Raw genomic sequence first — 22109 nt, forward strand, 5'->3', positions numbered from 1 at the left:
TAGTAACGAGCCCCTATGCTCAAGCTGAAATTGCGCCAACGACCCTTTCCCGAGCTTTCCTACGCCAATCCGCGCCAGCCGGCATTGGCGCGCTGGTTCATTCACTCCGTCGAAGGCCTTTCAGGCCGCGATCGTTTCGCGGTGCTCTATGATTTCTGGCGCCGCCAGGTGGTGCCGAGCGGCGAGCGCATCTTCAGCCGCATGCTCGAGCTGATCGACGTGCGGATGCAAATAGCCGGCCAATGGCCGCCGAAAGACCTGCCCGAAACGCCGCTGGTGATCGTCGCCAATCATCCATTCGGCATCGGCGACGGCATCGCCGCGCTCTCGCTGGCCGAGCAGTTGGGGCGGCCGTTCCGGGTGATGATCCACAAGGATCTGCTCAAGATCCGCGAGATGGAACCCTATTCGCTGCCGATCGATTTTTCCGAAACCAAGGAAGCGTTGAAGAACAATCTGGCGGTGCGTCATGAGGCGGTGCGGCTGCTGAGGGAAGGCGTCACCATCGTCGTGTTTCCGGCCGGCGGCGTCGCCACTGCGCCGAAGGGTTTCGGCCGGGCAATCGACCTGCCATGGAAGATGTTCCCGGCCAAGCTGATCCAGGACGCCAAGGCTTCAGTGGTCCCGATGCATTTCTCAGGACAGAACGGCCGACTGTTCCACCTCGTCAGCGGCCCGATGAACATGGCCGAGCGCGACGGGCGCGTGGCAAAGTTCGTCGGCAAAACATCGCTGACATTGCGCACCTCGCTGCTCATCCACGAATTCGCGCGGCTCTCCGGCCGGTCGATCGAGGTGCGTGTCGGCGATGTGCTGACCTGGAATGATCTGCAGTTCTTGCGCGACCGCAAGGCGCTGCTCGAGCGGCTTTATCGCGGCGTCTTCGACCTGGCGCCGCCTTTACCGCGCCGCCGGATTCCATTTTTGCCCGCACGGACCAAACTGGCCGCTTAGCAACGTTTCGCCTTGATATATCACTAATATATCATGCGGACGACCGGATGGTCGCGGCCAGGCCGATTCCGGCGCCCCCTAATCCGCGCCTTCCTCGGGATCCATCGCCGCGGCTTCGGTGGCCAGAACCTCGATCTCCTGGTTCTGCCCTCCCACGACCGTGAAATCCTTTTGATAAATACGGTCGCGGTTCTTGGCGATGATGGTGTAGTCGCCCTCGGCAAGCACCATCGAGGCGAAGGCGCCGACGGTCTCCTTGATCGGATCGCCGGATTCATTGAGCAGCGACCACGACGTATCGGCGATGGCTTCACCGCCGGCTTCGCGTACCAGCTTCATCGTGATTTCGGCGGCGTGATGCTCGACGGTGGCCTCGGTCAGCTTGCCGGCCTCGACGCGGATGTCGGAGCGGATGACCGCATTGACCGCGCCATAGGTCGAGACGACGTGATAGATGCCGGCATTGAGCCGCACGACGCTGTTGGGCTCGACATCGGGAATGATCAGCGCGCGGTCGCCATTGGGTGCGGCATGGCCCTCGTAGATCGAGAAGCGCAGCTTCTTCGGCGGTATGCGCACGCCACCGGACAGAACCGCGTCGAGCTTCAGGCCGCCGGCATCGAGCACGAGGCTTTCCCGCTTGGCGTCCTTGCCGACCGTGATGCGTTTGGTGGCGCCGGCGCGGCCATAGGAGGCATGAACCAGGTAGCTGCCGGGCTCGAGCTGGAAGACGGCGTTGCCGCCATGGGCGGAAGCCACCATCGGCAATTTGCCATTGACGGCTTCAGGCTTGAAGACGCGCCAGACGAGGCCCCGGGTGATGTCGGCGCCCTTGTCGGTCAGCTGGGCGGAAAGCGTGATCGAGCCGCCGCCGCCCAGCGCGAGCGGCGTTTCGCTTTTGGGCGTCGCATAGCTCGAAATTCCGGGAAGTTTGAGGTCGCTTATGCCGTCCTTTTCCTGCGCAACGGCCATGGCGACCGGCAGCAAGAACAGCACGGCACAGAGCCGAAGCAGGAAAAGTCGCAGTCGCCCCTCAAACATGCCTTGCGTTGAAGCCCATGGCGGTGGCAATTTCAAGGCTTAAGAGTCCGATCCGCGACTCTTCAGTCCGGCGCTCGCGCGCCTTTGCCCGAGCCACCCGAATTCCCGATGGTGCGCTTCAGCTCAAAACAGAGTGTCCAGGAGACTTGCGCCCATGGCGTCGCCTATCATCGACTTCCTGCTGACCCGAAATTCAGCGCCGATTCCCAACCTCAAGGAGCCTGCGCCCAGCGATGCCGATATCGCGACGATGATCGCCGCCGCGACGCGCGTACCCGATCATGGCCGGCTGGAACCCTGGCGCTTCATCCTCTATCGCGGCGATGCTCGTGTCGAGATCGGCAGGAAGCTGGCGGAACTTGCCGAACAGCGGGAAGGGCCGCTGCCCGAGGGCCGCCGCAATCAGGAATTGGCGCGCTTCTCGCGCGCGCCGCTGGTGATCGGCGTGGTGTCGGTGCCGAAAGAGAATCCCAAAATACCGCAATGGGAGATGTTCCTGTCCGGCGGCATGGCGGCGATGAACCTGATGATATCAGCCAACGCGCTGGGCTACGGCACCAACATGATCAGCAACTGGTATTCCGATGTGCCGGAGGGCAGGGCGATCCTTGGACTGGCGCCGCGGGAGCGCATCGTCGGTTTCATCCATATCGGCTCTTATGCCGGCCCCGCGCCGGAGCGGCCACGGCCTGATCCGGCAAAGCTCTACGCCGACTACACCGGGCCTTGGGCGGGCTGAATGTTCTACGAGCCGTCCAAGGGGCATGGGCTGCCGCACGATCCGTCGAAGGCGATCGTGGCGCCACGCCCGATCCGCTGGATATCGACCCTGAACAAGGCTGGCGAGATCAATCTCGCGCCGTACTCCTTCTTCAACGCCATTTCGACGCGGCCCTTCATCGTCTGGTTCTCCTCCGAGGGCGAGAAGGACAGCGCCTCCTTCGCCGAGGAGACCGGTGAGTTCGTCGCCAACCTGGTCGGCCGCGATCTGGCGGAGAAGATGAATTACACGTCCGTCAATGCGCCGCGTGGCGTCAATGAGTTCGTCTATGCCGATCTCGCCATGGCGCTTTCGCGTCTCGTCAGGCCGCCACGTGTGGCGGTAGCGCCTGCCGCGCTCGAATGCCGGGTGACTGAGATCTTTCGCCCGAAGGCGCTGAATGGGGCGCCGACGAGCGCCGTCGTCGTCGCCGGCGAAGTGGTGGGCGTGCACATCGACGATGCTTTTCTGAAAGACGGCCTGTTCGACGTCACCAAGGCTGGCAACGTGGCTCGCCTCGGCTACATGGACTATGCCAGCGTCAACGAAATCTTTTCGATGCGCCGGCCGCGCTGGGGCAAGGAATAGATTCCAGGCTTTGGCAAATCACAGCGCGTTGACGGCATTCGGTCGCCGAGCTGTCAAGGCGGCGCGCATGGTAGCGATTGGCGCGTCTAGGCGGAAATCCCTGCCGCCCTCGCGCGTGCCAGAAGCCGCTCGGCGAGCCGCAGATGCGGTCGGTCGTACATTTTGCCATCGATGCCGACGACCCCTGGATTTCCGGCCGCCGCGAACGCCGCGACGATCGCCGCCGACTGTTTCACCGCCTCGGGCGATGGCGTGAAGGCGGCATTGATGACGGGCACCTGATCGGGGTGGATCGCCATCTTTCCCGTAAAGCCGTCATGTTCGGCTTCGGCGCATTCCGCGGCGAAGGCTGCCATGTCGCGAAAATTCGGGAAAACGGTGTCGATCGCCGCGACTTCCGCGGCGCCGGCCGCCAGGATGGTCGTCAGGCGGGCGTGGCGGAACACGTCGGTGTAGCGGCCGTGCCCGTCGCGGGCTGAGCGAGCGCCGATCGCCGCCGAGAGGTCTTCCGCGCCCCAGGTGAGGCCGGCGAGCCGCGCGCTCGCGCCGGCATAAGTCGCCGCGGCAAGCACGCTAGCCGGGGTTTCGGTGATGATCGGCAGGATCTTGATGGAGCCGTCGGGCAGGCCGTTCTCCGCCTCGCGAACCCTGAGCTTTGCCGAGAGCTGCTGGACGTCCTGCCCGCTGTTGGACTTGGGCAGCATGATGCCGTCCGGTCGCGCCGGGATGAGCGCGCCAAGATCATCATCCGTCAGTGCGCTCGCCAGATCGTTGACCCTGATATAGATCGCCGAGCCGGTTTGCCCCCGGCGTTCGGCGACAAAGCGCGCCGCGACCTCTCGCGCCGTTGCCTTGTTGTGCGGGGCCACGGAGTCCTCGAGATCGATGATCACCACATCGGCGTCGGCGCCAAATCCCTTTTCCAGCTTGCGCTCGGAATCACCGGGGACAAACAGCAGCGAGCGCATCAGGTGGTCTTCTTCAGCATCATCGCCTGCCTGGCGCATTTGGCGACCAGATCACCATGCTGATTATAGGCGCGGTGTTCGAATTCGACGATGCCGCGATCGGGCTTCGACTTGGACTCGCGTACCGAGACAACCGTTGTCTCGACGCGGATGGTGTCGCCATGGAAGACCGGATGCGGAAACACGGTTTCCTTCATGCCGAGATTGGCGACCGTCGTGCCGACCGTGATGTCGTTGACCGAGATGCCGATCATCAGACCGAGCGTGAACAGCGAGTTGACCAGCGGCTTGCCCCATTCGCTCTTCGCGGCGAAATCGAAGTCGATATGCAACGGTTGCGGGTTCAACGTCATCACCGAAAACAGCATGTTGTCGCTCTCGGTCACGGTCTTGCGCAGCGTGTGCTGGAAGACGTGGCCGACGACAAACTCTTCGAGGTATAGTCCGGCCATTCTCCGTCTCCTGCGCTGTCTGACGGTTGATAGGCGCTGCATCCGGCGCTCGCAAGCCAGTTAATGAACATGGTGAACGGTTCGTAAACCATTTCTGCCTACCGTCTGCACGGGGCTGGAAACCTTCCGGCAAAGGGCGTTGGCAGGCGGCATGGTTGTTGTTTCGCATTTCCTGAAATGGATCTACACGGCCAGGGTGTCGGAGCGTGCCGCGGCGGCCAATGCGTTGGCCCGGGCCTATGTCAATTCCGAATTGCCGTTCGAGGACCGCTGCGCCGCCGAAGCGGCGCTGACGCTGCTGCTCGACGATGCCTCGTCGAAAGTGCGGCTGGCAATGGCCGAAGCGCTTTCGATGAGCCACCACGCGCCGCTGCAGATCATCAGTGCGCTGGCGTCCGACCAGCCGGAGGTGGCCGGCGTCGTGCTGGCGCGCTCACCGCTGCTCACCGACGACGATCTGATCAACCGCGTCGCGGCGAGCCCGAAGGCAACGCAGAAGCTGATCGCCGACCGCCCGCTCGTCTCGATGGCGCTGGCGGCGGCCATCGCCGAGATCGGCGAGGCGGAAGCCTGCGCTGTCCTGCTGGCCAACAGCGGCGCTGAGATTGCTTCGCTGAGCTTCCGCCGCATGGCCGAACGCCACGGGCATCTCCCACGGGTGCGAGAAGCGCTGATATCGGATGCCCGCCTGCCTGCCGACTGCCGGCACATGCTGCTCGTCAAGCTCGGCGAGACATTGAAGACGTCGCCGCTGGTCATGGCCCTGATGGGCGCCGCGCGTGCCGACCGCGTCATGCGCGATGCCTGCGTCAAGGCCTCGGTAACGCTGATCGAGGGCACGCGGCAGGAAGAGCACGCCGCGCTGATCGAACATCTCAGGCTGCGTGGCGATCTCACGGCGAGCTTCCTCATCCGCACCATCGCGCATGGCAAGGTCGATTTCTTCGGTTCCACGCTGGTCGCGCTCGGCCAGCAGCCCGAGCAGCGGGTGAGGGCGCTGCTGGCAGGCGGGCATGATGTGGCTTTACACGCGTTGTTCCGTAGCGCCGGCCTCGCCGTCTCCACGCATGCGATTATCCTGCGTGCGCTGAAAATCTGGCGGGAGGTCGCCAATGGCAAGCGCATTGCCGGCGTGCAGGAAGTCAGCTGGCTGATGCTCAAGGAATTGGGCGGGCAATCCGCGGAAGGCGATCTTGCCGCCCTGGTCAAGTCGATCCATCTCAACGCGCTGCGCGAGAACGCACGCGGCCATGCGCTGGCGATCGCGGCGGCTTAGGGCGGTTCAGATGGAATCGTTGACCCCGCTCTAATTCTTTTTTCTGCGCAATTCAGGAAAACCGCTGCGCACTCTTCCTGAATTGCTCTAGCCTCGGTCTTTCGCGAAGAAATCCGGAAAATCCTCGATCGCGGCGGCGATGATGCGCAGCGAGGCTGCGATCTGCAGCATTTCACCGGCGCTGCTTCGCTGTGTGATCATAGCCGCATACTGTCTGGCGACGGTCACGGTTGAAGTCTGCGGCTCGCCTGGCCGCCGGAACAACAGCTCGCGCGCCAGTCCGCGCAGAAAATTCGAGATCGAGAGGGTCGTTTCGGCTGCCAAGGTGGAACTTTGCAGCGCGTGGCGCAGGCGCAGGATTTCGACGCCAACGGTGACACCGGCTATGCTGCCGTCCAGAACCGCATCGCCTTTTTTTCCAATGCGCTGCGTCTGCGACATCAGTTGATTGACCCGATCATAGGCGAGACTCTCGAAAGCGGTACGTCTTGGCACACGCTCATGCAAGCAGAGGCGCGCCAGGTCTTCGCGCATCACACGCACGATGCGGTTGACGAAGATCCACGGATCGGAGGGCAACACAACGATGAAAACACCGATTGCCAGCAGGATGCCAACCAGGATCGATGCGCAACCCGCCAGGAAAGGGCCGGGATCATAGGTCATCGCCTGATGCGGGCTGAGGAAAGCCAGAAAATTGATGGCAAAGGCCGTCGCCACGCCAACATAGCGCGGATTGGCCATCGCCAGCGCGGCAGGCACCAGGATCGGCACGACGAAGATCGTGAACCAGCCGAAGCCGGGCAAGGCGGGCAAGGCGATCTGACCGACAACGAAGGCAAAGGGCAGGGCCAGCAAGGTGCCCTTGAAAAAGCCCCAGGCCACTTGCACGGGATCGGGGCGGGCGGCGAACAGGCTGGAGACGACGGAGACCAGGATGACCGTGCCCGCGGCTTCCGACCATTTCGTCGTCAGCCAGAAGGCCGCGACCAGCAAGGTGGCGAGTGCCGCGCGCACAGCGTTGCGCGAGGCCGCATGGTAGTCGCGGTGTACCACCAGCGCCGGCTGCTTGCGCACACGGGCGGCGCGCGGGGCTGGCGCACGCAACGCGTCGAGGCCGCGCAGCACCTGCTTCAAGGCTTCCGCGAAATCGGCGGCGATGGTCAGGCGAGTGATGGTGCCGAGCCTCTCATCACCTTGCCCATCCGGCATGTCCGGCATCTGCCGTGCCTTGGCGGCGATGGTATCGAGCCGCACCACCCACGGCGTGGTGTCCTCGAGAGCGCCTGGTTTGCCTGCGAGTTCCCTGACCAGGGTATGCAGGTCGGCGCGCACGGGAATGAGCGCCGCGTTCTTTGGCGCGGCATGGGCATGCAGTGCGCGCGCGGCCGACAGAGCGGACAGAAGCTGGCCGATGGTGCGCCGGACCGGATGCGCGCGGGTCGCCAGGCTCGGCGCCTCCAGCCTTGCATAGACGCGCATTTCACCAAGTATCTCCGCTTCGGCGATCAGCTTTCGGTGAAGATCGGCCAAGACCGCGCTGTCGCGGCCGGAAAATGCACCGCCCGCATAAATGGCAAGGTCGAGAATGGAGCGCTTCAGCCTTTCGATGATGGCATCGCCCGCCAGCTTCGGCAGGATCAGCCGGCTGGTCACGCCGGCGCAGACTATGCCCAGCACGATTTCAGCGCAGCGTGCGACCGCCAGATCGACCACGAGATGGGGTTGGCCGAAAGCCGGCAGGCCAATGATCATCGCGGTGTAGCCGGCAAGCGCCGCGCCATAGGCCTCGGGATTGCGCAGCAGCGACGAGACGAAGGTGCTGATGCCGATCCAGACGGCAAGCACGGTCACCAGCAGCCACGGATTGGAGCCGAAGACCGTGGTGATGGCGATTGCCGCTAATCCGCCCGCCAATGTGCCGAGCAGGCGGTAGAAGCCTTTGGCCAGCACCATGCCCGCGACCGGCTGGGCAACGATGAACACCGTCATCATCGCCCACTGCGGATGGTCGAGCTTGAGGGCGTAGGCGGCCAGCAGCGCGATCAGGCCGGCCGAAACGGTTCTAAGGGCGAAGATCCAGTCCGAGCGCGTGGGTCGCGTCAGGTCGGCGAACCGTGTCCCGAGATAATCTTTCAGCCGCGCCCCGATCACATGTTCGACTCCGTACCCGCACGGACAAGGTAGAGCAGGGGGCGCTCAGATATCCAGCACTTCCGTTTCGGCGAATTCGGCACGTTCCTGGATGAAGCGGAAGCGAGCCTCCGGCTTGGTGCCCATCAGCGCGTCGACCGCGTCCTTGGTCGCCGCCTCGGCATCGATCACATCGACCCGCAGAAGCGTGCGCTTCCTCGGATCCATGGTGGTGTCCTTGAGCTGCGAGGCCATCATTTCACCCAGGCCCTTGAAACGGCCGAGCTCGACCTTGCCGCGTCCGGTGAATTCAGTGCGCAGGAGCTCGTCCTTGTGCGCGTCGTTGCGGGCATAGGCCACCTTGCCACCTTGCCTGATCGAGTAAAGCGGCGGCACCGCCAGATAGAGGTGACCGCCACGCACCAGCGCCGGCATCTCCTGATAGAAGAAGGTGATCAGCAGAGAGGCGATGTGGGCGCCGTCGACGTCGGCGTCGGTCATGATGATGACGCGGTCGTAGCGCAAATCCTCGTCGCGATACTTGGAGCGCGTGCCGCAGCCGAGCGCTTGGATCAGGTCCGATATCTGCTGGTTGGCGGCCAGCTTGTCATTGCCGGCGCTGGCGACGTTGAGGATCTTGCCGCGCAACGGCAGCACTGCCTGGCTGGCCCGGTCGCGCGCCTGCTTGGCCGAGCCACCGGCGGAATCGCCTTCGACGATGAAGAGTTCCGCACCGGCGGCGGCGTTCTGCGTGCAGTCGGCGAGTTTGCCCGGCAGCCGCAGCTTGCGCACCGCGCTCTTGCGCGACACTTCCTTTTCCTGGCGGCGGCGTACGCGCTCGTCGGCGCGAGCGATCACCCATTCGAGCAGCTTCGAGGCTTCCTGCGGATTGTCGGCCAGCCAATGGTCGAAGGGATCGCGGATCGCGGTCTCGACGATCCGGATCGCCTCGATCGTCGCCAGCCTGTCCTTGGTCTGGCCAACGAATTCCGGTTCGCGGATGAACACCGAAAGCATGCCCGCCGCCGAGATCATCACGTCTTCCGAGGTGACGATCGAGGCGCGTTTGTTACCGACAAGATCGGCATAGGCGCGCAGGCCGCGCGTCAGCACGTTACGGAAGCCGGCCTCGTGGGTGCCGCCTTCGCCGGTAGGGATGGTGTTGCAGTAGGAATTGATGAAGCCGTCGCCGCCGAACCAGGTCACCGCCCATTCGAGCGAGCCATGGCCTCCTTGCCTGTCGCTCTTGCCAGAGAAGATTTCCCGCGTCACCTGAAATTCGTCGCCGAGCGACGCCTTGAGGTAGTCCTTGAGGCCGCCAGGGAAATGGAATTCCGCCTTGGCCGGCGTCTGATCCTTTTCCTTGATCAGCGAGGGGTCACAGGTCCAGCGGATCTCTACACCGCCAAACAAATAGGCTTTCGAACGCGTCATGCGGTAGAGCCGCGCCGGTTCGAACGCCGCGCCCTTGCCGAAGATCTGCTCGTCGGGATGGAAGCGGATCCTGGTGCCGCGCCGGTTGTGCACTTCACCGAGATGCTCAAGGCCACTCACCGGAATGCCGCGCGAAAAGCGCTGGCGGTAGAGCTGCCGGCCACGCGCGACCTCGACCTCGAGATGGTCCGACAGCGCGTTGACGACGGAAACGCCGACGCCATGCAGGCCGCCTGACGTCTCATAGACCTTCGAGTCGAACTTGCCGCCCGAATGCAGCGTCGTCATGATCACTTCGAGCGCGGGCTTCTTGTATTTCGGGTGCGGGTCGACCGGGATGCCGCGGCCATTGTCGGTGACGGTGAGAAAGCCATCGGCCGAGAGTTCGACATCGATGAAGGTGGCGTGGCCGGCAACCGCCTCGTCCATTGAGTTGTCGATGACTTCGGCGAACAGGTGGTGCATGGCCTTGTCGTCGGTGCCGCCAATATACATGCCTGGCCGACGACGCACCGGCTCCAGACCTTCCAGCACCTCGATATCGGCGGCGCTGTAGCCCTCGCTGCCGTCCTTGGACGCCGCCGGGCGTTTTGCCGCCTGCACCAGCGGATCCGCCGGGCGCGCGGACGCCCGAACCGGCTGCGGCTGCTTGTCCATATTGGCGAAGAGATCGTTGTTTTCGTCCATGCCTGCCATAGAGTCCGATGCTGCGAATCACCCGTCGATACTGCCACGCTTTTCAGCGCCAAGCGATGGAGGTTCCTGTTACGTTCGGGGGTCTGGCCCCTCTTATCCTAAAACCATTCGATAACCAAGCGGCCGGAAATAGATCAAATGCGGCCGTGCGGGATACCTGATTCTTTAACAATGCCGCCTAGCGTGAGCCCAACATAACAAGAAACTGCGGGCATCAGGGGTTTCGGTGTGAAGGGCAAGGCCATAACGATGATCGGCATCGCCGCCGTTTTCGGCGCGATCTCGATCTTTGCCGCGGATTTCTGGGTCAAGAGCCAGGCCAAGGCTGATGCCGGGGAAAAGACGGCATCGATCGCCGCTCCAGCCACGCCCAGGATCGAATTCAAGACCATCGTCGTGGCGAACGCGCCGTTGCGTTACGGCATGGAGATCGACCGCGCCAAGCTCAGCGAAATTCCGTGGCCGCAGGATTCCCTGCCGCAGGGCGCCTTTGCCACCGTCGACGGATTGCTCGGCGAAGGCGGCCGCGTGGTGCTGTCACCGATCGAGGTCAACGAGCCGGTGCTGCTGGCCAAGCTGTCGGGACCAAACGGCCGTGCGACGCTCTCCAACATGCTTGCGCCCGGAATGCGGGCGGTCACCATCCGGACCGACGAGATCGCCGGCGTCGGTGGCTTCGTCACGCCGGGCGACCGGGTCGATGTCGTGCTGACACGCGATACCGGCGCAATCCAGGAAGTGGCCAAGAATGCCCAAGGGGCTGCAGGTTCGACCGTCACCTCCGAAATCGTCGTCGCCGATGCCAAGGTGCTCAGCGTCGGCCAGGGCGCCGACGAGCGTCAGACGACGCCGCAGGTGGCCAATTCCGTGACCATCCAGGTGACGACCGATGGCGCGCAAAAAGTGGCGCTTGCCCGCACCGTCGGCACGTTGTCGCTGTCGCTGCGGTCGGCCAGCGAAGGCGGTGACGGCAATGGCGGCGTCACCACCATTTCCTCCTTCGGCGGATCGGTGGCGTCCAAGACCGAGGCGGCGGCCGGCTCGCTGTTCGACGCGGTGGCCAAGGAGCCTGAGAAGCCGACATTCAAGACGGTCATCGTCACACGCGGCACACAGGCCGAAGAATATCAGGTTCCTTCGCGGGACCAGAAATAAAGGCCGGTGGGGACCGGACGGGACGGGACAATGTTGATGCGTACGCTATATCGAATGACGGCTCGGCGGCACTTCGTGCGCGCCTTGGCGATGGTCGCCTCGCTGGCCGCGAGCGGAGTGCTCGCTTTACCCGGCGCCGCCAGGGCGGACAACGATGTCGTCTACGTCTCGTCGACCAGGAATGCATCGATCAAGGTCGCCAAGGGCAAGCCCAAGACGATCATGACGAGTGCTGCCTTCTACCAGATCGTGATCGGTGATCCGGAGATCGCCAACGTCAATCCACTGACCGACAAGTCTTTCTATGTGCTCGGCAACAATCTCGGCACCACCGGTATCGCGCTGTTCGACGACAAGAAGCAGCTGGTCGGCACCATCGACATCGAGGTGACGCTCGACACCGACCAGCTGGCGAGCACGATCCGCGCCAGCGTGCCGGATGCCAAGATCAAGGTCGGCTCGGCCAATGGCCGTGTCGTGCTGTCGGGCGAGGCGGATGACGCGGTTGCCGCCGAAAAGGCAAACAAGATCGCCACCCGCTTCTCCGGCAAGGAAGAAGTGATCAATTCGGTCAACATCTCATCGTCGCAGCAGGTCCAGCTCAACGTCCGCTTCGTCGAGATCAACCGCCAGGCAGGCCAGGATCTCGGCGCCAAATACAGCGCCAACTTTGCCTACGGCTTTGGTGGACGCGATGTTTCGCTTGACCCCGGGGCGGTGCCGGCGGCAGGAACCGGTGAAGCCATCGGCCGGCTGCTGTCCAACGGCGTCTCGATCGACATCGCCATCAAGGCCCTGGAAGAGCGCGGCCTTGCTCGACGCCTCGCGGAACCAAACCTTATTGCCCGGTCCGGCGAGACGGCGAGCTTCCTGGCCGGCGGCGAATTTCCGATCCCGGTTTCGGAGGACAATGGCAAGATCTCGGTCAGCTACAAGAAATACGGCGTCAGCCTCGACTTCACGCCGACCGTGCTCAAGGACGGGCTGGTGAGCCTCGACATCGCGCCGGAAGTATCCTCCATCGATGCGTCGGCCTCCTACAATATCGGCAACATTTCGGTGCCCGGTTTCATCGTTCGCCGCGCCAAGACGTCGGTCGACCTGAAGAACGGCCAGAGCTTCATGATCGCGGGACTGCTGCAGTCGCAGAACGACATCACCACCTCGCGCATTCCAGGCCTCGGCAAGATGCCGGTGCTCGGACCGCTGTTCTCGTCTAAATCGTATCAGCGGCGCGAGACAGACCTCGTCATCATCGTCACGCCCTACCTGGTCAAGCCCGTCGATCCGTCGAAGAAGATGGCCGGGCCGACGGACGGCACTCAACCGGCCAGCAACGTCGACTACTTTCTCAACAACACCGAGGAGGTGAAGGGGGCGAACAACGGCCGTGCGCTGGCGTTGGCCGATGGCAGCGCCGCGCGGACGGCCACCACGGTCGGTCATTTCCTCGACCTGCCGAAGGATTGAAGCCATGCGTGTGATCCTGAGAGCAAGCATCGCGTTGCTTCTTGCCGGCATCGCCGCCGGCTGCACCAGCGACGACTATGTGCGCAGCGAAGGTCCGACGACAGGCGCCGGCGAAGCGCAGGCCGGCAACACGGTCATGCAGATGGTCGATCCGTGGAAGTACGGTGTCCAGAACACCAGACTCCTCGTGCCGGCCAAGCGCGGTGATGCCGCGCCCGTCACATCCGATCAGGCGGCTGGCGCGAAGACGGCGCAGACAAGCACAAGTGACTGATTCAGGCGGGCAACTGATTCAGGCGGGCAACTGATCCAGGCGGCGATCGACTTCACAGGCGGCGAGAATGGCAAACGGCATCAAGACCAAGAAGATCCTGCTCGTATCGACGGACAGCACCTTCGTGCAGGACACACGCACCGCATTCGCCGCCTCCGAGGTCATCCAGCTCTCGACGGTGGAAAAGAATGTCACCGAACTGCGCGGCGAGATCCAGGAAACCGACTTCGGCGCCATCATCGTCGATATGGACGCGGCGAAGCTGGAGGAGATCGAATCGCTGCAGCGCGTCATGCGCAGGCTGGAGGGCAAGGCCCCGGTGGTCGTCGTCACCCAGGAGTTCAACGCCGCCGCCGTCCGCATCCTGGTGCAGCTCAAGGTCGCGGACTTTCTCGTCAAGCCGATCACCACGGCCGACCTGGTGCGATCGGTCGTGCGGGCCCTGCAAGGGCCGGGGCGCGAGGAAAACACCGAGTCGCAGATCTACACCTTCATGCCGGCCGCGGGCGGTGTCGGCACCACGACGTTGGCGCTGCAGACGGCGTTCCAGCTGCATCACTCGGTGACGCGCGGCGCCTCGACCTGCGTGGTCGACCTCAATTTCCAGCAGGGCGCCTGCGCGGAATATCTCGACCTCGAGCCGCGTTTCGACATCACCGAGATCGAGAACCAGCCCGAACGCCTCGACCGGCAACTCCTCGACGTGATGCTCTCGAAACACGCCAGCGGACTTTGCGTGCTGGCGGCGCCGACGCACCCATCGGAGATGCGTTCCTTCAAGACCGATGTCGTGGTGCGCATGCTGGACCTCGTTTCGGCCTATTTCGACAATGTCGTCATTGACATGCCGCGCACCTGGTTTCCGTGGACGGAAACGGTGCTGCTCGGCTCCAACAAGCTCTACATCGTCGCCGAAATGACGGTGCCGTGCCTGCGCCACACGCAAAGACTGATCCAGGCCGTCTACGAGACCGCCGGCAAGGAGGTGAAGCCCAACGTCATCGTCAATCGCTTCGAGCAGAAGATGTTCGACAATGGCATCAAGCAGGCGGATGTCCAGGAAATCCTCGGCGAGCATTTCGTCGGCGGCATCGCCAACAACTACCGGCTGGTGCGCGAGGCGGTCGACCGTGGCGTGCCGTTGCACGAGATTGACGCCAATGCCAACGTTGTCAATGACTTGAAGAAGATCATCCTGCCGGAGGAGGCAGTCGCGACCGCCAGCAAGTCGAAGTCGCTCTTCGGTCTCGGCAGGGGCCTTTTGAAGAGGAGGGCCGGATGACCAGCCGTTTTTCCACCCTGCAGAACCGCGATGCGCGGCCGCAGCGTTCGTCCGAAACAACGCCGGTCGCGCATCACGCGGTGGTGATCCCGACAAGCCGAAAAGCTTTACCGGTAAAACCCGAGGTCGCCCCGGCAAAGAACGCCAACAGGGTGCTCGATGCCCGCATACGCATTCATCGGATGCTGCTCGAGGAAATCAACCTTGTCGCCCTGGAGCGCTTGCCGAAGGAGGAAATGCGGCGGCAGGTGCATGATTTCGTGTCGGAAAAAACCCGCCAGGAGCGGATGGCGATCAACACCGCCGAACTTGACGCGCTGGTCGACGACATCGTCGACGAGATGGTTGGCCTGGGCCCGCTGGAGCCGCTGCTCAAGGATCCCGACATCAACGACATCCTGATCAACGGCCACCAGAACTGTTTCGTCGAGAAGAAGGGCAAGCTGCAGCAGGTGCACATTCCGTTCAAGGATGAGGCGCATCTGCTTAGAATCATTAACAAGATCGTCGCGGCCGTCGGCCGTCGCGTCGACGAATCGCAGCCGATGGTCGATGCCCGCATGCTGGATGGGTCGCGTTTCAACGCTGCCATCCGCCCGGTTGGCGTCGACGGGCCGCTGGTGTCGATCCGCAAATTCTCCAAGAACAAGCTTGGCCTGCACAAGCTGGTCGAATTCGGCGCCATCACACAGAACATGGCCGAAGTGCTGGCCGCGGCGGTCCATGCCCGCAAGACGACGATCATTTCCGGCGGCACCGGCACCGGCAAGACAACGATGCTCAATGCACTGTCGGCCTTCATCCCGGAAGACGAGCGGCTGATCACCATCGAGGATGCCGCCGAGCTTCAGCTGCAGCAGCCGCATGTCGCTCGCATGGAGACGCGACCTGCCAACATCGAGGGCCATGGCGAACTGAAGCAACGCGATCTCGTCAAAAACGCGCTGCGCATGCGTCCTGACCGCGTCATCCTCGGCGAGTGCCGCGGCGAGGAGGCGTTCGACATGTTGCAGGCGATGAACACCGGCCATGAAGGATCGATGGCGACAATCCATGCCAACACGCCGCGCGATGCCATTTCGCGCCTCGAACAGATGCTGGGCATGACCGGCATGCCGATGACGGTCCAGTCGATCCGCAGTCAGATCGCCAGCGCCATCGATATCATCGTGCAGTTGACCCGGCTTTCCGACGGCAAGCGCAAGGTGACAAGCGTTGCGGAAGTGACCGGCATGGAAGGCGACGTCATCCAGATGCAGGAGATCTTCCGCTTCGTGCGCACCGGCATGGATGCCGACGGCGGAATTCTCGGCTATTTCGAAGCGACCGGCATCCGGCCGCGCTTCCTCGAGGACCTGCGCGCCATGGGCATCGAATTTCCCGGACGCTATTTCGAACCCGGCCGGCCGCAGGAGTAGCCAGGTGTTCGACGGATTCAGCGCGATCTACGTCGTCTATGCCGGAGCCGCACTGACCGGCATCCTGATCGCTGAGGCCTGCTATCTTCTTTACGCTGGCCGCAGCGACAAGCGCGCCGCCATCAACCGGCGCATGAAGCTGCAGGAAAACAAGATCAGCCAGGAACAGGTGCTGATCCAGCTGCGCAAGGAGCGCGGCCTCGATGCCGGCACGTCGCTGTTCTCGCCGGACCGATTCCGTGCCCTGCGCACACAGTCGGGCATGATTATGCCGCTGTCGAAATTCCTGACGATCACCTGCGGCGTGGCGATGGCCGCGGCCCTGGTCGCCATCTGGTATGGGTTGCCGCCGCTCATGGGGCTCATCCTGTTCTTCGTGCTGGCGCCTCTGCTGCCGGTGGTCGCGATGCGCTTCATGCGTAAACGGCGGCACAAACGTTTCGGCATGCAGCTGCCGGAGGCGCTGGAGCTGATCACGCGTGGCCTCAAGGCCGGCCATCCGGTGCCGGTGGCCATCGCCATGGTGTCGCGCGAGATGCCCGATCCGATCGGCACCGAGTTCGGTGTCGTTGCTGATGAGGTGACCTACGGCTCCGATCTGGTTTCGGCGTTGAACAACCTGTTCGATCGCGTGGGGCACGAAGACCTGCCGCTGTTCGTCACCGCCGTCTCGATCCAGTCCAGTTCGGGCGGCAATCTGCGTGAAATCCTCGACGGCCTGTCGTTGACAATACGCGAGCGCGGCAAGCTGCGACGCAAGGTGCGCGCCATTTCGACCGAAGGCCGCCTGTCCGCCTACATCCTGACGGCGATACCGGCGCTTTTGTTTGCCGCCATCATGGCGTTGATGCCGGGGTTCTACAGGGACGTCTGGGGGGTGCCGAAAACCTGGTACATGCTTGGCGGGTCGGTTACCTGGCTGATGCTGGGCAATCTGATCATGTTCAAGATGTCGAATTTCAGGTTCTGACATGCGCGGTTTCATCGAATTCCTGGCCTCGCTTGCGCCGACCTCCTTGATCCCGGTGGCCGTTGCGCTTCTGGCCGTGGGTGTTGTCGCGGTCGCCTGGCCGATGGTGGTTGCCAAGGGTGATCGCAATGACGTGAAGCGCCGCCTCAAGGTTGACGACAGTCGCGCGGCCGCGAAGCCCGAGCCGGTGCAGAAGAAGAACGCCGGCGTCGTGCGCGAGAAGGCGGTGAAACGGGCACAGGAATTCTACGCCAAGAGCGATCCGGAAAATGTTGCCCGGCTGCGCATGAAGCTGATCCAGGCGGGCTACATGGAGCCGCGCGCCGTCGGCATGTTCTTCCTCATTCGCTTCGCGGCACTGGTGGGTGCCGCGACGGGAGCCTTTGTGATCAACCGCTGGATGGCCAGCGCCGACGCGACGATGGCCAGCCGCTGGGCGTTCGTCATCCTGACGGGCGTGGCTGGCTACTTCCTGCCCGGCCTGGTGCTGAGCCAGAAAGTGCGGGAGAAGATGCGCGAATACCGCAACGGCTTTCCTGACTTCATGGACCTGTTGATCGTCTGCTCGGATGCGGGCATGAGCATGGAGGCGGGCGTCGAGCGCGTTTCGAAGGAACTCGCCAAGACCTATCCCGCGCTCAGCCAGAATCTGCAGCTGGTGTCGCTGGAATTGAGGGCCGGCCGCAGCCTCGACGACGCGCTGAAGGCGCTCGCCGATCGCCTCAGCCTGGACGAGGTGCGTTCTTTCGCGACGCTGCTGCAGCAGTCGAAGGAACTCGGCACCAGCCTGTCGGGAGCGCTTCGGGTCTTCTCCGACGAAATGCGTCATAAGCGCATGTCGCTGGCTGAGGAGAAGGCACATGCCTTGCCGGCCAAGATGTCGGTGCCGGTCACGGTGTGCATTCTGCCGGTGGTGCTGATGATCGCGATCATTCCGATCATCGTCAAATTGACGGGCGGGCACTATTAGATGTGTCGGCTTGAGTTCAGGTCGGCCTGAACTCAATCCAGCGTGTCCGCGGAGCAATCCACAAGCATGGCGTTCGCGATCAAGGCCAAAATTGCCAACCCCGGCGCGACGACATTCGCCTTCGCCGCGCGAAAGACGATGTATGGCGGCAAGCATGTCGCCGAGGGCGATGCGATTTTCCTATTCGCCGGCGAGAATGAGGCGGCCAGGGCCTTGTCGCGCGCGGCATCGTCACATCCGTCGAAGCGGTCGCGCCAAAGCCCGGCATTGCCCGGCAGACGCCGCGCGTAAGCCTGGCCATCGAACGAATCGCGCAGGCGAAGCGACCGCTGGGCCGAGCCGAACTCAAACGTCTCACCAACTGGAATGACGGTCAGCCGGGTTGCCACCGTCCCGTTGTTTGGCCGGCACCTGGTGGTGGTTAATGGCCGGTTTTTCGGAGACCGAATCTTAGCTGCATTTCGGCACCGAAGCTTAACCGCTGTGCTGTAGTGTCCTTGCTGAAGAACGACCCGACAAATCGGGCGACGGGGCAGGGCATGCGTCAGGGAAATTTTGCGGCGGCGGCCACCATGGCGGTCGTCCTTATGATCACCGGGTGTACGACGAACAACAACGTCGACACGACCAAGACTACGGCCATTCAGCCCGCGGCAAAAAACATCGACACCTCCGATCTGGCACAGGGCAAAGCGCAGTTTCGCGACGCCAATTATGGTCTGGCCGAACAGCATTTCCGCAAGGCCGTCGAATTGAAGGCCGACAGTGCGGAGGCCTGGATGGGGCTTGCCGCATCCTATGACGAGCTCGGCCGCTTCGACTTCGCCGACCGCGCCTACGACCAGCTCCTGAAAGTCGCCGGCCGCCGGCCGCAGATCGTCAACAATATGGGCTATTCGCAACTATTGCGCGGCAACAAGAAGAAAGCCAGGGCGCTGCTGCTCGAGGCCAAGGCCGGCATGGCCGATCCGACGGTTGTCAACGCAAATCTCGCCTTGCTGAACAAGGGCTGATGGGCAAGGCCGAGCCGGTCAAGCCGGCCTTGCGTTCGGCTTAGGCCGAGAGACTACTATTCGGCCGCACCCAGATAGTCCGACAGCGGCGGGCAGGAGCAGACGAGATTGCGGTCGCCCGCGACATTGTCGATGCGCGACACCGGCGGCCAGTATTTTGCGGCGGTATCCACGTTGCCCGCGGGATAGACCGCCTCCAGCCGCGAATAGGGATGGGTCCACGTGCCGGCCAGCGCCTCGGCGGCAGTGTGCGGCGCGTTGACCAGCGGGTTGTCGGCCAAGGGCCATTCGCCCTTTGCTACCTTCGCCGCTTCGCCGGCGATCGCGATCATGGCCTCGCAGAAGCGATCGAGTTCACCTTTCGGCTCGGATTCCGTCGGCTCGACCATCAGCGTGCCGGCGACCGGGAACGACATGGTCGGTGCATGGAAGCCATAGTCGATCAGCCGTTTGGCGATGTCATCGACGCTGATGCCCGCGCTCTCCTTGAGCACGCGGGTGTCGAGGATGCATTCATGAGCGATACGATCGCTCCTGCCCTTGTAAAGAAGCGGGAAGTACGACGCGAGCCGCGTCGCCACATAATTGGCCGAGATTATGGCGGTCTCCGTCGCCTGCCTGAGACCGGAAGCGCCCATCATGCGGATGTACATCCAGGTGATCGGCAGGATGGAAGCACTGCCGAACGGTGCGGCCGACACGGCATGGCCTGAGCCTTCGGTAATATGGCCCGGCAGATAGGGTTTCAGATGCGCCTTGACGCCGATCGGGCCGACGCCGGGACCGCCGCCGCCATGCGGGATGCAGAACGTCTTGTGCAGGTTCATGTGGCAGACGTCGGCGCCGATGTCGCCGGGGCGGGCGAGGCCGACCAGGGCGTTGAGGTTGGCTCCATCGAAATAGACCTGGGCACCATGCTCGTGGATAAGGGCGCAGAGGTGGCGCGCGCCTTCCTCGTAGACGCCATGCGTCGAGGGATAGGTGAACATCAGCGCCGCGAGATTCCTGGAATGCTCGTTGGCCTTGGCCCTGAGATCGTCCATGTCGATATTGCCGTCCTCGGTGCAGCGCACCACGACAACGCTCATGCCCGCCATCGCCGCGCTGGCAGGATTGGTGCCATGCGCGGAGGACGGGATCAGGCAGACCGTGCGATGGCCTTCGCCACGCGAGCGGTGATAGGCGCGGATGGCCAGCAGCCCGGCATATTCGCCTTGGCTGCCGGCATTGGGCTGCAGGCTTACCGCGTCGAAGCCGGTGATCTCCGACAGCCAGTTCTCAAGATCGCCGACCATGGCGCGATAGCCCGCCGAATGGCTGGCCGGCGCGAAAGGGTGCAAATTGGCGACGCTTGGCCAGCTCACCGGCATCATCTCGGCCGCGGCATTGAGCTTCATGGTGCAGGAGCCGAGCGGGATCATGGCGCGATCGAGCGCAAGATCCTTGTCGGCCAACCGGCGCAGAAAGCGCATCATTTCGGTTTCCGAATGATTTTCGTGGAACACCGGCTGGGTGAGAAACTCCTTGCCGCGTCCTTTTCCAGGCATGCTGCCGTCGACAGCGCCGGCTGCCTTGGCGCCGAACAGCGCGGCGATCGCCTCCAGATCGGCTTCGGTCGAGGTTTCGTCGAAGTTGATGCCGACATGGTCGGCGTCGATGACGCGCAGCAGCCGGCCGGTTTCTTCGGCGGCCGTGGCGATCGCTTTCGCCTTGCCCTTCATCTCAACCGTCACCGTGTCGAAGCGGCTTGTGCCGAGCACGGGCAGGCCAGCGGCCTTCAGGCCCGCTGCAAGGCGGTTGGCGAGCCCATGGATGCGGCCGGCAATCGCCTGCAGCCCGGCGGGGCCGTGCCAGATCGCGTAGGCGGTCGCCATGTTGGCGAGCAGTGCCTGTGCGGTGCAGATGTTGGACGTCGCCTTGTCGCGGCGGATGTGCTGTTCGCGTGTCTGCAAGGCAAGCCGATAGCCGGGCCGGCCCTTGCTGTCGGTCGACTGGCCGACGAGGCGGCCGGGCATCAGCCGCGTCAGTCTGTCGGAAACGGCGCAGTAGGCGGCATGGGGGCCGCCAAAGCCCATCGGCACACCAAAGCGCTGCATGGGGCCGACGGCAATGTCGGCGCCGAGTTTCGCCGGCGCGTCGGTGAGCGTCAGGCCAAGCGGATCGGCGATGAACACGACAACTGCGCCGGTCGCGCGGGCCTTCTCGATCGCGGCCTTATGGTCGCCATAGACGCCGAACGTATCCGGCCAGGAGACGAGCAGGGCGGCGGTGTTGTCGTCGATCGTCTCGCCGTCGACCTCGATGCCGAGCGGCTCGGCGCGCGTGCGCACAACATCCAGCGTCTGCGGATGCGGTGTGCCAGCAAGCGCCACCTTGGTGCGCTTGTCGCGATGGTGGCGCAAGGCAATACCGACGGCTTCGGCCACCGCCGTTGCCTCATCGAGCAGCGAGGCTGACGCGACCGGCAGGCCGGTCAGCTCGGTGACCAAGGTCTGGAAATTGAACAGCATCTCCAGCCGGCCCTGGCTGATCTCCGCCTGGTAAGGGGTATAGGCCGTGTACCAGGCCGGGTTCTCGAGCAGATTGCGCTGGATGACCGGCGGCACGTGGACGCCATGGTAGCCGGCGCCAATGAAGCTCTTCAGCACCGTGTTCCTGGCCATGGTCGCCGACAATTCGGCCAGCGCTTCGGCTTCGCTGGCCGGCGCGGGCAGGGCCAGCGGCTGGTCGAGGCGGATCGATCTTGGCACGGCCTGGCTGATCAGCGTTTCCACGGAAGGAACGCCGATGACGGCCAGCATGGCTCTGACGTCATTGATGCCGGGGCCGATATGGCGGGCGAAAAAGGGGGTAGGTGCTGCGGTCATTTTTATCGTCCTGCTATCAGCCGATATGGGCTTTGTAGGCGGTCTCGTCCATGAGGCCGGCAAGTTGGCTTTCATCGGCGAGCCTCATCTTCCACAGCCAGCCGGCGCCGGTGGCCGCCGAATTGACTAGCGACGGGTCGGACGACAGCGTGCCGTTGGCCTCGGTGATTTCGCCGTCGACCGGCGCGTACACGTCGGAGGCGGCCTTGACGGATTCGACCACGACCGCGGTATCGCCCTTGGCAAGCTTCCGGCCGGTCTCGGGCAGTTCGACGAAAACGAGGTCACCGAGCTGCTCCTGCGCGTAGTCGGTGATGCCGACGGTGGCGATGCCACCCTCGACGCTGAGCCATTCGTGATCGGCGGTGAAATAGGTCTTTGCCATGAG

Annotated in this window: 20 protein-coding genes; 12 read left to right on the forward strand and 8 right to left on the reverse strand. The window is 63.5% G+C overall.

The genetic code is table 11. From position 1 onward, the window contains the following. The first annotated feature begins 15 nt into the window (after positions 1–15). Entirely contained in the window at positions 16–954 is a 939-nt protein-coding gene (locus tag FJ548_RS26415) for a GNAT family N-acetyltransferase (protein WP_140610145.1), read from the forward strand. 78 nt (positions 955–1032) lie between these two features. Here FJ548_RS26415 and FJ548_RS26420 read toward each other — a convergent pair whose 3' ends face one another. Beyond that, positions 1033–1995, reverse strand: a complete 963-nt coding sequence (locus FJ548_RS26420) for a hypothetical protein (protein WP_140610144.1) — start codon at positions 1993–1995, stop codon at positions 1033–1035. 154 nt (positions 1996–2149) lie between these two features. On the opposite strand from FJ548_RS26420, the gene FJ548_RS26425 reads away from it, so the two are divergent. Continuing rightward, a complete protein-coding gene (locus FJ548_RS26425) occupies positions 2150–2734 on the forward strand; it encodes a nitroreductase (RefSeq protein ID WP_140779403.1) in 585 nt (194 codons plus the stop codon). Beyond that, entirely contained in the window at positions 2735–3343 is a 609-nt protein-coding gene (locus FJ548_RS26430) for a flavin reductase family protein (RefSeq protein ID WP_140779404.1), read from the forward strand. 86 nt (positions 3344–3429) lie between these two features. Here FJ548_RS26430 and FJ548_RS26435 read toward each other — a convergent pair whose 3' ends face one another. Both FJ548_RS26435 and FJ548_RS26440 read right to left on the reverse strand, forming a co-directional pair. After that, a complete protein-coding gene (locus FJ548_RS26435; RefSeq protein WP_140779405.1) occupies positions 3430–4311 on the reverse strand; it encodes a CoA ester lyase in 882 nt (293 codons plus the stop codon). After that, positions 4311–4763, reverse strand: a complete 453-nt coding sequence (locus FJ548_RS26440; protein ID WP_140610140.1) for a MaoC family dehydratase — start codon at positions 4761–4763, stop codon at positions 4311–4313. The genes FJ548_RS26435 and FJ548_RS26440 overlap by 1 nt, the downstream gene beginning before the upstream one ends. Positions 4764–4914: 151 nt before the next feature. Between FJ548_RS26440 and FJ548_RS26445 the strand changes: the two genes are divergently transcribed. Beyond that, complete coding sequence (locus FJ548_RS26445) at positions 4915–6039, forward strand: DUF2336 domain-containing protein (RefSeq protein ID WP_140779406.1); 1125 nt, start codon at positions 4915–4917, stop codon at positions 6037–6039. 87 nt (positions 6040–6126) lie between these two features. Here FJ548_RS26445 and FJ548_RS26450 read toward each other — a convergent pair whose 3' ends face one another. Then, the gene (locus FJ548_RS26450) at positions 6127–8193 is read right to left on the reverse strand and encodes an FUSC family protein (RefSeq protein ID WP_140779407.1); all 2067 of its coding nucleotides are present in this window, start codon (positions 8191–8193) and stop codon (positions 6127–6129) included. A 45-nt stretch (positions 8194–8238) separates the two neighbouring features. Further along, positions 8239–10293, reverse strand: coding sequence for a DNA topoisomerase IV subunit B (parE, locus tag FJ548_RS26455; RefSeq protein ID WP_140779408.1), 2055 nt, complete (start codon positions 10291–10293; stop codon positions 8239–8241). 237 nt (positions 10294–10530) lie between these two features. Between parE and cpaB the strand changes: the two genes are divergently transcribed. The 7 genes from cpaB to FJ548_RS26490 all read left to right on the forward strand — a co-directional run bounded on the left by cpaB (position 10531) and on the right by FJ548_RS26490 (position 17841). Next, positions 10531–11457, forward strand: coding sequence for a Flp pilus assembly protein CpaB (gene cpaB, locus FJ548_RS26460; RefSeq protein WP_246678775.1), 927 nt, complete (start codon positions 10531–10533; stop codon positions 11455–11457). Positions 11458–11487: 30 nt separating this feature from the next. Further along, positions 11488–12927 (forward strand): type II and III secretion system protein family protein, encoded by a 1440-nt coding sequence (locus FJ548_RS26465; RefSeq protein WP_140610136.1) that lies wholly within the window; start codon positions 11488–11490, stop codon positions 12925–12927. A gap of 4 nt (positions 12928–12931) precedes the next feature. Further along, on the forward strand, positions 12932–13201 hold the full coding sequence (locus FJ548_RS26470) for a hypothetical protein (protein ID WP_140779409.1): 270 nt from the start codon (positions 12932–12934) through the stop codon (positions 13199–13201). Positions 13202–13268: 67 nt separating this feature from the next. Further along, a complete protein-coding gene (locus FJ548_RS26475; RefSeq protein ID WP_140610134.1) occupies positions 13269–14483 on the forward strand; it encodes a response regulator/pilus assembly protein in 1215 nt (404 codons plus the stop codon). After that, positions 14480–15901 carry a CpaF family protein gene (locus FJ548_RS26480; protein WP_140610133.1) on the forward strand — a complete coding sequence of 474 codons (1422 nt, stop codon included), beginning with the start codon at positions 14480–14482 and terminating at the stop codon, positions 15899–15901. The genes FJ548_RS26475 and FJ548_RS26480 overlap by 4 nt, the downstream gene beginning before the upstream one ends. Positions 15902–15905: 4 nt before the next feature. Then, positions 15906–16871: a type II secretion system F family protein gene (locus tag FJ548_RS26485; protein WP_140610132.1), complete on the forward strand. Its 966-nt coding sequence runs from the start codon at positions 15906–15908 to the stop codon at positions 16869–16871. 1 nt (position 16872) lies between these two features. Then, the gene (locus FJ548_RS26490) at positions 16873–17841 is read left to right on the forward strand and encodes a type II secretion system F family protein (protein ID WP_140610131.1); all 969 of its coding nucleotides are present in this window, start codon (positions 16873–16875) and stop codon (positions 17839–17841) included. 32 nt (positions 17842–17873) lie between these two features. Here the strand turns inward: FJ548_RS26490 and FJ548_RS30055 are convergent, their stop codons facing one another. Beyond that, entirely contained in the window at positions 17874–18230 is a 357-nt protein-coding gene (locus tag FJ548_RS30055; protein ID WP_181168914.1) for a hypothetical protein, read from the reverse strand. Positions 18231–18380: 150 nt separating this feature from the next. Here FJ548_RS30055 and FJ548_RS26500 point away from each other — a divergent pair, with 150 nt between their 5' ends. Continuing rightward, positions 18381–18854, forward strand: coding sequence for a tetratricopeptide repeat protein (locus FJ548_RS26500; protein WP_140696974.1), 474 nt, complete (start codon positions 18381–18383; stop codon positions 18852–18854). A 56-nt stretch (positions 18855–18910) separates the two neighbouring features. Here the strand turns inward: FJ548_RS26500 and gcvP are convergent, their stop codons facing one another. Together gcvP and gcvH are read right to left on the reverse strand one after the other, a co-directional pair. Continuing rightward, positions 18911–21721, reverse strand: coding sequence for an aminomethyl-transferring glycine dehydrogenase (gene gcvP, locus FJ548_RS26505; protein WP_140779410.1), 2811 nt, complete (start codon positions 21719–21721; stop codon positions 18911–18913). 16 nt (positions 21722–21737) lie between these two features. Then, on the reverse strand, positions 21738–22106 hold the full coding sequence (gene gcvH, locus FJ548_RS26510; RefSeq protein ID WP_140696981.1) for a glycine cleavage system protein GcvH: 369 nt from the start codon (positions 22104–22106) through the stop codon (positions 21738–21740). Positions 22107–22109 lie beyond the last annotated feature (3 nt).

It is taken from the genome of Mesorhizobium sp. B2-4-17, from assembly GCF_006441275.1.
GTDB lineage: Bacteria > Pseudomonadota > Alphaproteobacteria > Rhizobiales > Rhizobiaceae > Mesorhizobium.

Coding starts and splice junctions, on each gene's coding strand:
- FJ548_RS26415 (WP_140610145.1), top strand. CDS start 16: ATGCTCAAGCTGAAATTGCGCCAACGACCCTTTCCCGAGCTTTCCTAC.
- FJ548_RS26420 (WP_140610144.1), bottom strand. CDS start 1,995: ATGTTTGAGGGGCGACTGCGACTTTTCCTGCTTCGGCTCTGTGCCGTG.
- FJ548_RS26425 (WP_140779403.1), top strand. CDS start 2,150: ATGGCGTCGCCTATCATCGACTTCCTGCTGACCCGAAATTCAGCGCCG.
- FJ548_RS26430 (WP_140779404.1), top strand. CDS start 2,735: ATGTTCTACGAGCCGTCCAAGGGGCATGGGCTGCCGCACGATCCGTCG.
- FJ548_RS26435 (WP_140779405.1), bottom strand. CDS start 4,311: ATGCGCTCGCTGCTGTTTGTCCCCGGTGATTCCGAGCGCAAGCTGGAA.
- FJ548_RS26440 (WP_140610140.1), bottom strand. CDS start 4,763: ATGGCCGGACTATACCTCGAAGAGTTTGTCGTCGGCCACGTCTTCCAG.
- FJ548_RS26445 (WP_140779406.1), top strand. CDS start 4,915: ATGGTTGTTGTTTCGCATTTCCTGAAATGGATCTACACGGCCAGGGTG.
- parE (WP_140779408.1), bottom strand. CDS start 10,293: ATGGACGAAAACAACGATCTCTTCGCCAATATGGACAAGCAGCCGCAG.
- FJ548_RS26465 (WP_140610136.1), top strand. CDS start 11,488: ATGTTGATGCGTACGCTATATCGAATGACGGCTCGGCGGCACTTCGTG.
- FJ548_RS26470 (WP_140779409.1), top strand. CDS start 12,932: ATGCGTGTGATCCTGAGAGCAAGCATCGCGTTGCTTCTTGCCGGCATC.
- FJ548_RS26475 (WP_140610134.1), top strand. CDS start 13,269: ATGGCAAACGGCATCAAGACCAAGAAGATCCTGCTCGTATCGACGGAC.
- FJ548_RS26480 (WP_140610133.1), top strand. CDS start 14,480: ATGACCAGCCGTTTTTCCACCCTGCAGAACCGCGATGCGCGGCCGCAG.
- FJ548_RS26490 (WP_140610131.1), top strand. CDS start 16,873: ATGCGCGGTTTCATCGAATTCCTGGCCTCGCTTGCGCCGACCTCCTTG.
- FJ548_RS26500 (WP_140696974.1), top strand. CDS start 18,381: ATGCGTCAGGGAAATTTTGCGGCGGCGGCCACCATGGCGGTCGTCCTT.
- gcvP (WP_140779410.1), bottom strand. CDS start 21,721: ATGACCGCAGCACCTACCCCCTTTTTCGCCCGCCATATCGGCCCCGGC.
- gcvH (WP_140696981.1), bottom strand. CDS start 22,106: ATGGCAAAGACCTATTTCACCGCCGATCACGAATGGCTCAGCGTCGAG.